Origin of the sequence: Sorangium sp. So ce394 (assembly GCF_051474665.1) — a bacterium.
In the GTDB taxonomy this organism is placed as follows: Bacteria; Myxococcota_A; Polyangia; order Polyangiales; family Polyangiaceae; genus Sorangium; species Sorangium cellulosum_D.
The window spans coordinates 8518478-8529899 of the sequence record NZ_CP150339.1 but is presented as its reverse complement, the minus strand read 5'-3'; the positions used below and the strand labels follow the sequence as shown (position 1 = coordinate 8529899).

At 70.3% G+C, this 11422-nt stretch carries 11 protein-coding genes; 10 read left to right on the top strand and 1 reads right to left on the bottom strand.

The features are described from left to right. The first annotated feature begins 39 nt into the window (after positions 1–39). The 3 genes from WMF33_RS31330 (at position 40) to WMF33_RS31320 (ending at position 3581) form a co-directional block, all read left to right on the top strand. Positions 40–1137 (top strand): PfkB family carbohydrate kinase, encoded by a 1098-nt coding sequence (locus WMF33_RS31330; protein ID WP_437332053.1) that lies wholly within the window; start codon positions 40–42, stop codon positions 1135–1137. Beyond that, a complete protein-coding gene (locus WMF33_RS31325) occupies positions 1134–1775 on the top strand; it encodes a bifunctional 4-hydroxy-2-oxoglutarate aldolase/2-dehydro-3-deoxy-phosphogluconate aldolase (RefSeq protein ID WP_020738196.1) in 642 nt (213 codons plus the stop codon). The genes WMF33_RS31330 and WMF33_RS31325 overlap by 4 nt, the downstream gene beginning before the upstream one ends. 441 nt (positions 1776–2216) lie before the next feature. Further along, complete coding sequence (locus tag WMF33_RS31320) at positions 2217–3581, top strand: hypothetical protein (protein ID WP_437332052.1); 1365 nt, start codon at positions 2217–2219, stop codon at positions 3579–3581. Positions 3582–3610: 29 nt separating this feature from the next. Here WMF33_RS31320 and WMF33_RS31315 read toward each other — a convergent pair whose 3' ends face one another. Further along, positions 3611–4351: a translation initiation factor IF-2 gene (locus WMF33_RS31315; protein ID WP_437332051.1), complete on the bottom strand. Its 741-nt coding sequence runs from the start codon at positions 4349–4351 to the stop codon at positions 3611–3613. A 1067-nt stretch (positions 4352–5418) separates the two neighbouring features. Between WMF33_RS31315 and WMF33_RS31310 the strand changes: the two genes are divergently transcribed. The 7 genes from WMF33_RS31310 (at position 5419) to WMF33_RS31280 (ending at position 11108) form a co-directional block, all read left to right on the top strand. Further along, the gene (locus tag WMF33_RS31310; RefSeq protein ID WP_437332050.1) at positions 5419–6849 is read left to right on the top strand and encodes an RICIN domain-containing protein; all 1431 of its coding nucleotides are present in this window, start codon (positions 5419–5421) and stop codon (positions 6847–6849) included. 295 nt (positions 6850–7144) lie between these two features. Then, complete coding sequence (locus WMF33_RS31305) at positions 7145–8395, top strand: cytochrome P450 (protein WP_437332049.1); 1251 nt, start codon at positions 7145–7147, stop codon at positions 8393–8395. After that, positions 8392–8586, top strand: a complete 195-nt coding sequence (locus tag WMF33_RS31300) for a ferredoxin (RefSeq protein ID WP_020738187.1) — start codon at positions 8392–8394, stop codon at positions 8584–8586. The genes WMF33_RS31305 and WMF33_RS31300 overlap by 4 nt, the downstream gene beginning before the upstream one ends. 63 nt (positions 8587–8649) lie before the next feature. After that, complete coding sequence (locus WMF33_RS31295; RefSeq protein ID WP_437332048.1) at positions 8650–8904, top strand: addiction module protein; 255 nt, start codon at positions 8650–8652, stop codon at positions 8902–8904. Then, a complete protein-coding gene (locus WMF33_RS31290) occupies positions 8904–9140 on the top strand; it encodes a hypothetical protein (protein ID WP_437332047.1) in 237 nt (78 codons plus the stop codon). Before WMF33_RS31295 ends, WMF33_RS31290 begins: the two co-directional genes overlap by 1 nt. Before the next feature lie 307 nt (positions 9141–9447). Beyond that, entirely contained in the window at positions 9448–10710 is a 1263-nt protein-coding gene (locus WMF33_RS31285; RefSeq protein ID WP_437332046.1) for a glycosyl hydrolase family 8, read from the top strand. An 89-nt stretch (positions 10711–10799) separates the two neighbouring features. Beyond that, positions 10800–11108 (top strand): RDD family protein, encoded by a 309-nt coding sequence (locus tag WMF33_RS31280; RefSeq protein ID WP_437332045.1) that lies wholly within the window; start codon positions 10800–10802, stop codon positions 11106–11108. The last annotated feature ends 314 nt before the right edge of the window (positions 11109–11422 follow it).

The window sequence follows — 11422 nt, the reverse complement described above, 5'->3', positions numbered from 1 at the left end:
GCCCTTCCGTCGCGGGGCCAGCCCACCTACGGGTAAGCCATGTCCATCACGCTCCGCGATCCTGCCGATTGCCGCTGGGACCTCGTCTCCCTCGGCGAGGTCATGCTGCGCCTCGATCCCGGCGACGGTCGAATCTCGACCGCTCGCAGCTTCAACGCCTGGGAGGGCGGCGGCGAGTACAACGTCGCGCGCGGCCTCCGCCGTTGCTTCCGGCTGAGGTCGGCGATCGTGACCGCCCTCGCGGACAACCCCGTCGGGCGGCTCATCGAGGACCTCATGCTGCAGGGCGGCGTGGACCTCTCGCACCTGCGCTGGGTGCCCCACGACGGCGTGGGGCGGACCGTGCGCAACGGCCTGAACTTCACCGAGCGGGGCTTCGGCATCCGCGGGGCGGTCGGCGTCTCGGACCGCGGCCACACCGCCGCGTCGCAGCTGAAGGCCGGCGACATCGACTGGGACGCGATCTTCGGCCGGGAGGGCGCGCGGTGGTTCCACACCGGCGGCATCTTCGCCGCGCTCTCCGAGACCACGCCGGGCGTGGCCAAGGAGGCGATGGAGTCGGCCCGGCGGCACGGGGTCGTCGTCTCCTACGATCTGAACTACCGCCCTTCGCTCTGGAAGTCGATCGGCGGCCAGGCCCGCGCGCGGGAGGTCAACCGCGCGCTCGCGCCGTACGTCGACGTGATGCTCGGCAACGAGGAGGACTTCACGGCGGCCCTCGGCTTCGAGGTCGAGGACCTCGACGAGGGGCACAAGCACCTCCATGTCGGCGCGTTCGAGGCGATGATCCGGCGCGTCATCGAGGCGTTCCCGAACATCCAGGCGGTCGCGACGACCCTGCGCGTGGCGACGTCGGCGACGCGCAACGACTGGAGCGCGGTGCTCTACCAGGGCGGCCGGCTCTACCAGGCGCCGGAGCGCAAGGATCTGGAGATCTACGACCGCGTGGGCGGCGGCGACTCGTTCGCCTCGGGCCTGATCTACGGCTTCCTCGCCGGCAAGGGGCCGCAGTGGGCCGTCGACTGCGGCGCGGCGCACGGGGCGCTCGCGATGACGACGCCCGGCGACACCACGATGGCGACCCTCGACGAGGTACTCAAGGCGATGAAGATGGGCACGGCCCGGGTGGATCGATGAACAAGCAAGACGTGTTGGGGTGGATCGGTCGCACGCGCGTCGTGCCCGTCGTGCGCGCGGGCTCGGCCGACGAGGCGCTCCAGGCGGTCGACGCCCTCCTCGAGGGGGGGATCGACGTCCTCGAGATCACGATGACCGTGCCCGGCGCGGTCGAGGTCGTGCGCGAGGTCGCGGCGCGCCACGGCGATCGGGCCCTGGTCGGCGCGGGCACCGTGCTCGACGCCCGCACCGCCGAGGCGTGCGTCGAGGCGGGGGCGCGCTTCGTCGTCAGCCCCGCGCTCGACGAGGGGACGGTGAAGGCGTGCCTCGCGATGAACGTGGTGAGCGCGCCCGGCGCGCTCACGCCGACCGAGGTCGTGGCGGCGCACCGTGCGGGCGGGGACGTCGTGAAGGTGTTCCCCTGCGACGCCCTCGGCGGCGCCTCGTATCTGAAGTCGCTCAAGGCGCCTCTGCCGCACATCCCGCTCATGCCCACCGGCGGCGCGACGCTGCAGAACCTGGGCGCGTTCCTCGCCGCGGGCGCGGTGGCCGTCGGCGTCGGCAGCAACCTCGTCGATCTCAAGCTCCTGCGCGAGGGGCGGCGCGAGGAGCTCGTCGCCCGCGCCCGCGCGTTCCGCGAAGCGGCCCGCCAGGCCTAAGGGGCACAGGAAACGTAAGCGCCGTTCGCCGCGTCGAGCTCTCCCGCGCTGCCGGGCAGAGATCGACGCGACGCCGGGCCGTGATCCGTCCGGTGTAGTGCAATAAAAATGTCAATAAAATCAATCACTTGCGGCGCCAGTGGGGATTCCCGGCGCCATCGAACACCAGGGGCTTCGGACATGAACCAATCGAAGGTTGCGAACCTAGTGGGTGCGTCGATTCTCTTCGTGGCGGGGGCCGCGCACGGCCAGGCTCCCCCGCCGGCGCCGCCGCGGGGTCCGGCTGCGCCTGCTCCGGCGGCTGCGCCTGCTCCTCCGGCTGCGCCTGCTCCGGCGGCTGCGCCCGCGGCGCCCGCCGCGGTTGCGCCCGCCCCGGCGGCCGCGGCTGCGCCGGCGGCGGCCGCGCCGGCGGCGGGGCAGGCTCCCCAGCCGGACGCTGGCATGACGCAGCTGCCGACCGGCACGCAGGCGCCGGCCACGCCTCCGCCGATGCTGGGCACCGGGCCTGCGGCCGCGGCCCCGCTGCCGGCTCCCCCCGCGGACCTGGCCAAGCCGCCCGCCGCGACGCCCGTTCCCGTGACCTCCAAGTGGAAGGCCACGATCTACGGGATGGCGGAGTTCGACATCATGCACGACTCCACCCAGAGCTTCGGCGAGTCGGTGGGGGCCACGGTGATCCAGCGCGAGGACACCTATGCCGGGAGGCACGCCCGCACGCATTTCACGACGCGCAACTCCCGGCTCGGCGTCAAGGTGAGCGCGCCCGAGTACGAGGGGTTCAAGACCACCGCCGCCCTGGAGCTCGACTTCTTCGGCAGCCAGCCGCCCAACGTCTCGGAGGCCGCGCTTGTGAGCAGCGGGACCTTCCGCCTGCGCCAGGCGTACATCAAGGTGGAGTCGGATTACGTCGACGTGGTGATTGGCCAGACCTATCACCTGTTCGGGTGGCAGCCGTTCTTCTTCCCGGCCACCACGTCGTTCTTCCCGGTGATGAACCAGGTCTTCGGCAGGATGCCGCAGCTGCGCGTCGGCCACACCTTCAAGTCGGAGCCCTTGAACTTCGAGCTCGCTGCGGCGGCCGTCAAACCGCCGCAGCGCGACTCCGAGATTCCGGACATCCAGGCGGGGATGCGCTTCGGCGTCAACGGCTGGAAGGGGATTCACACGCTGGGCGCGGGCGGGATGTTGATCGACCCGCTTTCCATCGGCGTCTCCGGCACGTTTCGCCACCTGAAGGTGGTCGAGCACACCGCCGCCCCGCTCTACTCGAGGTCGGCCAACGGCTACGCGATCTCGGTCGACGCGATGGTCCCGATCATCCCGGCGAGCGCGCTCGACGATCCGGGCAATGCGCTGACGTTGACCGGCTCGTTCTTCTCCGGCACGGGCATCGCGGACATCGTGGGCGTCGCGAGCAACGTTCCGAGCCCGCCGCTCCCGGACGGCGCGGTCTACACGCCGGACATCGACAACGGCCTCGCGGTGTACGATGCGAACAACAACCTCAAGACCATCGGCTGGCGCGGGATGATGGTCGGTCTCCAGTACTATCTGCCGCCTTCGGGCCGCGTCTCCGTCTCCGCCAACTATACCCAGGGCTGGTCGGATCGGATCACGGCGGAGCACGGCTACAGGGACCTTCGCACCGCCTTCCGCGAGTCTCGCTACATCGATGGCAACCTGTTCGTCGACATCATGCCGGCGCTCCGCGCGGGCCTCTCGTTCCAGCGCTCGGAGCAGACCTTCGCCGACGACGTGACGGCGACCAACGAGCGCTTCAAGCTGTCGCTCTACAGCTTCTTCTGAGCGAAGCTCGGGCGCGCCTGACGGCGGCGCTAACGCTCGCTGAGCGCTGACCTCATCAGCCCGTCGACGCACGCTGGCCATGCGGAGGGGTCGAGGAGCTGCGATGGATCGTACGATCCCGCGCCCTGCGCTGCTCCTGCGGGCGTGCCCAGGGCCCCCATGAGCCCGCGCAGCCCCGCTTCGGTGCCGCGCACGAGGCAGGACACCATGGTGGCGGATTGCACGTAGAACAGGACCGCTTGCTCCGGGAGGAGCGTGTACGGGATCGATTGCTCCATCACCTCGAGGGGCATGGGGGCATCCCTCATCTGTTCGAGGCGGGCCGGATCGAGCCACCAGGCTTCGCGCGCGACGAGCATGGCGATGCCTTCTTGCGCCCAGGCCGGCCCCAGGATTCCTTGGCTCATCAGGGCGTGGTGCGTGTATTCGTGCACGACGCTGGCGTGCACGTCGTCGTGATCGAGGACCACGTGCAGGGCGCCGTCGTAGTAGGCGACCACGTTGCGGTTGGTGCACGCGGCGGCCACGAGCAGCTCCTTGTCGAAGTACGCGAAGACGTCCGGAGGCTCGGGATCGAGGCCCAGCTGCGCTAGCACCTCGCGTTCCGCCTGCTGGAGGTGATGCAGGAGAGGGAGATGCGCGCCTTCCGGCAGCCTGGGATCGACATAGAGCCGGCCGGCGGCGGCCCAGTCCTCGTTGCGGAAGCGCGCGATCAACGTCTGTCGGATCTGGGCGGCCTCGCTCGGGTCCGGGCACAGGCCAGGCTGCAACCGCCGTCGGAAGGCGGACTGATCCAGCCGGCGCGTGCGGTGCGGGGCGGCGCTTGCGTGGGCGGGGGCTTCCGTGAGGGGGCGCTCGGAGGAGCCCTCATCGATGGGGGCAGGCGGGGGTCCGGGCGGGATGGGGGGCTCCGGCCCCGGCGCCGTCCGCGCGGGCGGCGCGGCGGGAGGAGCGCCGGGGGCTGGCCCGATCGGTGTCGGCGTGGAGTTGGGGTCGCGCCGGTGCGCGCGGAGGGGGGGCGGCACGGGCGCCGGAGCGCCGGAGCTCCCCGCCGCCGACGTCGACCGAGGTTGGGCGGAGGCGCTGGCAGCACCCGAGCGTCGCGCCGTCCACGCGACGCACACGGCCAACGAGAGGACGGCGATCAGCCCCAGGGCGAGAATCAGGCGACGGCGAGCGAGAGTCACGGATGGCGGAGCGCAAGGGGTGTGCCGAGCGCTCGGTGCGCGCCTCGTGGCGCGTGCGAGCGGCCGTCCTGCGTCACCTCTGTCGAATGTGTCACACGCGGGAGGCATCGCCAGACGATCTGGCACCACCAGGTTGAGGCGACCGACCCAGGTTGCGGTACGGGCGGCGGGCCGAGCCGAGTCAGGTCAGGGGCCCAAGCTGGAGGCGGAGGTGCCCGACCCAGGTTGAGGCGCCCGACCCAGGTTGAGGCGCCCGACCCAGGTTGAGGCGACCGACCCAGGTTGAGGCGACCCGACCCAGGTTGAGGCGACCCGACCCGGGTTGAGGCGACCCGCCGCACCACGCCGGCGAGGTCGCGCGCGTCGATCTCGAAACGGGCGACGGCCTCGACGCCAGCCTCGGCGCAAAACCCGCCACGACGGGCCGAGGCGCTCTTCATCCATGGATTGTCGATACAGCGTCGCATTGCCATGAAGGCGGATCGCACAAGGCGCGATCTTTCAACCAGCGTGTCTGCGCCGCGCCCCTTCGGTGGAATGGCCGCCACGATGAGCTTGACTTTCGGAGCGCATCTGACTTCCTGGATCCTGCGGCTTTGTCCAGAATAGCGCTGCATTTTTTTAAGGACGAGCAGGGAAGGAGACTCGCAGTGTCAAGCAAGCTTACTTATGTCGACTCGGTCCGCTTCGCGCTCGCGCTCGGCCTGGCTGCGCTGGCGCATCCAGGGCTCGCCGGCACGGCCCACGCCGCGCCCCAGACGATCACCAATGGCACGCAGCTCCGGGACACCTCGGGCAACGTGGTCCACGCGCACGGCGGCGGCGTGATCAAGGTCGGCGACTCCTACTACTGGTTCGGCGAGAACCGCGCCACCAAGTACGTCGACGTCTACCGCTCGACCGATCTGAAGAGCTGGCAGCTCCGCAACCACGTGCTCACGCCGAGCGCGCACGCCGAGCTGCGCTCGGCCAACATCGAGCGTCCCAAGGTGATCTACAACAGCTCGACCGGCCAGTATGTCATGTGGATGCACAAGGAGAACGCCACGGACTACGGCGAGGCCCGCGCGGCCGTGGCGACCTCCAGCACGGTGGACGGCAGCTACACCTACCGCGGCAGCTTCCGCCCGCTCGGGCACATGTCGCGCGACATCACGCTGTTCAAGGACGACGACGGCACCGCGTACATGATCTCGGCCGCGCGCGAGAACGCGGATCTGCACATCTATCGCCTCACGTCCGACTACCTGAACGTGAGCAGCCTCGTCCAGATCCTCTGGCCCGGCTCGTGGCGCGAGGCGCCGGCCATGTTCAAGCGCAACGGCGTGTACTTCCTGCTGACCTCGGGCGCGACCGGCTGGGACCCCAACCAGCAGAAATACGCCACCGCCACCAGCATCGGCGGCACCTGGAGCGCGCTTCAGAACATCGGCGACGCCACCGCCTACGGCTCGCAGACGGCGTTCGTGCTGCCGATCCAGGGCTCGTCGACCACCTCGTACCTGTACATGGGCGACCGCTGGGCCGGTGCGTGGGGCGGGCCGGTCAACGACTCGCAGTACGTCTGGCTCCCGCTCCAGTTCCCCAGCAACACCAGCATGACCATGAGCTACTCGGACCAGGTGACGATCGACGCCGCCACCGGGGTCGTCCAGGGCTCGGGCGCCACGTACGACCGGTTCGCCGCGCGGCACAGCGGCAAGTGCCTCGACGTGAACGGCGCCTCGACCGCCGACGGGGCGGTCGTGCACCAGTGGACCTGCAACGGCGGGAGCAACCAGGAGTGGCTGCTCCAGAGCGCCGGCGGCGGCTACTACCGCGTCGTCGCGCGGCACAGCGGCAAGTGCCTCGACGTGGTCAGCGGCTCGACCGCCGACGGCGCGGCCGTGAAGCAGTACACCTGCAACGGCGGCAGCAACCAGCAGTTCCAGTTCCAGGACGCCGGCGGCGGCTACTACCGCATGGTCGCGCGGCACAGCGGCAAGTGCCTCGACGTGGTCAGCGGCTCGACCGCGGACGGCGCGGCCGTGAAGCAATACGCCTGCAACGGCGGCAGCAACCAGCAATGGGAGAGCTGGTGACGCAGCGCTGAGCGCCACCCAGGCGAGGCGGGTCGCCCTGCGCCCGCGAGGCGCACGGCCCTTCCCCGGCAGCGCGCCATCCGCTCGCTCCGCCCATGGAGAAATCTCCTGTGGGAGGACAGGTCCCGCGCCGCGTCGAAGCGCTGCTCAGGGGGCTTCGAGCTGCGTTCCCCGCTCGATTCCTGAGTATGCTGGCCGACGGGATGGCGGGCTCGCTCGCCGGTCACGCTGGGTGCGAGGGGCGCCGGCGGAGGCCGGAGGGGCGCCCGTCTCTGCAGGCGAAGGAGCGACGATGATGACGCCGAATCAAGCCGCCAAGGGATGTCCGGTGCTCCACTTCAAGCCGGACGCGCCGGGGTTCGACGCGAACCCTTACCCCGCGTACACGGCGCTGCGCGAGTCCGCGCCGGTGTATTTCTGGCCGGACGCGCAGTCCTACGTGGTCAGCCGCTTCGACGACGTGGCGGCCGTGCTGCGCGATCCGCGCCTCGCGACCGACCCCGTGGCGGCCGGGCTGCGCGCGCCGGACGCGGGCCTGCCGGACGCGATCCGCGGGCCGTTCGAGCGGTCGCTGTTCCGCCTCGCCCCCAAGGACCACGCGCGCGTCCGCCGGGCCGTGAGCCCCGCCTTCACCCCGCGCGCGTGCGACCGCCTGCGGCCGATGATCCAGCGCATCGTCGACGAGGCGCTCGCGCCCTTCGAGGGCAAGGGCGAGATCGAGGTCGCGGAGTTCGCCGACTTCATCCCCCTGCGCGTCATCTCCGCGATGCTCGACATCCCGGGCGCGCACGAGAAGACCTTCCGCGACTTCGGCGAGGCGCTCATCAAGACCATCGATCCGCGCCTCACCCCCGAGGCGTACGCGGCGGTCGTCGCCCCGGTGCCCGCGGGCATGGCGCTCCTCCGTGAGCTCATCGCCGAGCGCCGCAGCCACCTGGGCGACGATCTGCTGAGCACGCTCCTCCGCGCCGAGGCCGAGGGGGACCGGCTGAGCGAGGACGAGATGCTCGGGCTCGTCGCCGCCATCATCGCTGCCGGCTCGGAGACCACGGTGCATTTCATCTGCTTCGGCGTCATGTCGCTGCTCTGCGTGCCCGAGCGCGCGGCCGCGGTGCGGGCCGAGCCCGCCCTCCTGCGCAGCGCGATGGAGGAGCTCCTGCGCTTCGACAATTTCGGCAAGGGAGGGATCGTGCGCTACTGCACGGAGGACGTCGAGATCGGCGGGGTGACCATGGCCAGGGGGTCGGTCATCGTCGCGATCCTCCCGGCGGCGCTGCGCGATCCCCGCGCCATCCCCGACGCGGATCGCTACGACCCGCGGCGGCAGCACGAAGAGATCCTGAGCTTCGGCCTCGGGCCGCACTACTGCCTGGGCGCGTCGCTCGCGCGGCTCGAGGGGGAGATCGCCGTCGGGACGTTGCTCCGCCGCACCGCGGACATGCGGGTCATCGGCGAGCCCACGTACGCGGGGCATCCGACCCTCCGCAAGCTCTCGTCGCTGCGCGTGGCGGTGACGCCCGCGGCGCGGTCCGAGGTGGCCCGATGAGCCGGATCGTCGTGGACCGGGATCTCTGCGAGGCCAACCAGGCCTGCATGCGGGCCGCGCCGGAGGCCTTCCGCGTGGACGAGGAGGATCGGCTCCACGTCCTCCTGACCGAGGTGGACCCGGCGCTGCGCCCGAAGATCGAGCGCGCGGTGCGGGCGTGTCCGCGAAAAGCGCTCGCGATCGTGGATTGAGGGGGGCCGGGGGGCGCCCACGTCGCGGTTCGTGGTAGGATCGCGTTCCGCAAAGGAGATTTCATGCCTGCCGATGTGGACGCCGAAGTGGACAAGTTGACAGAGCTGGCGCTCGCCCTCCCGCCAGCGCTGCGTGAGCTCGTGGCGTACCGGATCTGGGAGAGCCTCCACGCCGAGGAGAGCTGGCCGCTCGCGCCAGGGCAGCGCGACGAGATCCGAAGGCGAGCGGCGGAGGTCGAGGACGGCACGGTACAGCTCGTTGACGGCGACGACGCTCTCCGCGAGGCGCGCGCCCGGATCGATGCGCGCCGGCAGTGATGCGGTTCCGGCTCCACCCGCGTGCGCTTCAGGAGTTCGAGGAGGCGGTCGACTACTATCTCGATCTCTCGCCGGAGGTAGCGTCGCGGTTCGTCGATGCGTTCGAGGCGGCGGTCAGCTTCGTTCGAGCCCTCGTTCTCAGGCATGATGTGGACGAACGCGGCGCTCGTGGACCGGATCCTGTGCGACGGAACCGCGACGTCCATCCGAGGCTGGTGTCACCCGTGATCGGGTGACTACGGAAAAATCTAGCCATCGAGCGAGCTCCTGCGGTGGCGCCGCCTCCCTCCGATTGGCCACCACCACGGAAGCGTCGCTCCCCGTCGAGCGAATGCTGGTGTGCGCTTCGGGCGACACCGGAGCCGGGCAGATTCTCTGAAGGGAGGTCGCCTCCGGCGGCATTCAGCCTGGCAGCGTGACTCCTGGGCTCTCCCCGGAGCATGGCTGACGGAGCGGAATGGCCCTGCGCGGGCCGTTCCATCGCGTTCGCCGCTGCTCACGCTGTCGTTTCGGACAACCCTTCTCCGATCGGAGGCTGCTTCCATGTTCATGTCACCCTCGACGGTCTCATCGTCACGACGGACCGGAGCGTCGAAGCGGGCCCTGCAAGGGCTGACGCTGAGCTTGCTCTGCATCGCCGGCAGCGCGCACGCCCAGAACCACCCGTTCGGTAGCCACCACCAGGCCTACCACGCGTCGACGTTGCGCGTGTCGGCCGGCCAGGCCGCTGCCGACAGCGCAACATCAAGTTTCTACTGGCAGTGGAAGAGTCGCTACGTCGAGCCCGGTTGTCGGCCGGACGAATACCGCATCCGGGCCAGCACGGGCGACGGCGCTCACGTCGTGTCCGAGGGCCAGGGATACGGCATGCTGATTGCCGCGATGATGGCCGGGCAAGACGCCCAGGCGCGGACGATCTTCGACGGCCTGCACAGCTACAACCGCCGTCACCCCAGCCAGAACAACCCCGACCTGATGGCGTGGGCGCAGGACTCCAGCTGCAGCGACATCCTCGACCACGACTCGGCCACCGACGGCGATCTCGACATCGCCTACGCGCTGCTGCTCGCGGACGCGCAATGGGGCTCCAGCGGCGCGATCGACTACGCGGCCGAGGCCACCCGCGTGCTGAACGCGATCGCGGCGAGCAACGTCAACCCGACCACGCGGCTGGTCAACCTCGGCGACTGGGCCAAGTGGCCGGATGATCCGACGTATTACTATGCCACGCGCAGCTCCGACTGGATGCTCGGCCACTTCCGCAGCTTCATCGGCCGCGCCGGCACCGACTGGTCGCAGGTGCTGAGCGCGCACCAGACGCTGATCGAGACGATGCAGAACCGGTACGCCAGCTCGACCGGCCTGTTGCCCGACTTCATCATCAACACCCACACGACGCCTCGCCCCGCCGACGCCAACTTCCTCGAGGCGCCGCACGACGGCAGCTACTCCTGGAATGCGGCCCGCGTGCCGTGGCGCCTCGGCATCGACGCCGCCATCAGCGGCGACACGCGCTCACGCAACGCGGCCAGCAGGATCAGCCGCTGGATCCGCGGCAAGACCGGGGGGAACCCGAGCAACATCCGCGCCGGATACACCCTCGCCGGCCGCGCGATCGAGCCCTACAACGACATGGTGTTCATGGCCCCGTTCGCGGTCGCGGCCACCACCGACGCCGGCGGTCAAGCGTGGCTGGACAGCCTGTGGAACGAGATCGTCTCCGCCGCGCCCACCGAGGACTACTACGGCGACACGCTCAAGCTGCTGTCGATGCTGTGCGTCTCACGCAACTGGCTGACGCCGTGATCGAACGGAGCGCCGCGCCGGCGGTCGCGGCGCAGAGGGCCTCGACCCGCATCGGCGGCTGCGCCTCTTCTTTCTTCTAGCGCGGACCGATGAGCTTCGCCCGGTGGCCGGGTCTCTACATCCGGACGGCTTTGCCGCCCGCCCTTTTCCGGAGGCCACCATGTCCGCTGTCTCGTCCGTCGGGCCTGCGGGTCGTCGGCCCGGACGGCGGTCGGCCGTCGCTGAAGCAGGCGCTGGTCCGCGAGGCGTTCACGCTCGTCGGCTCGATCCCGATCGTCGGGCCGCTGCTCGCGCTCGCCGCCTGGGTGTGGATCGGTATGACGATCCGCTCGAGCCCGCTCCGCCAGGGCAAGCACGACCTGCTCGCGGGCGGTACGCGGGTGGTGCGCGTCCGGTAGGCGCACCGCGAAGCCCATCGAGACCGGTGAGGGCTCCGCACACCACAGCACATCATCCCAGCGCTTCCGCGTCGGCCATCGAATCGGTATTTGGCCATACGTATGTGGCTCACGTCACGTGGCCGGCGCGCCCTGCGCTTCTCGTCGCCGGTTGGTCCCGCGCGTCGCATGCGATAGAAGTGACGAGACAGTGAACCGAAAGGCGCGGGGGACGCCGGAGGCGATGTGCCTTGTCCCGTCATCTCCTGCGCCTTCGGCGCTCTCTCTCTCCGCTCGACACCTCACGAGATAGCTTGTCCGACGCGAGCGGCGCC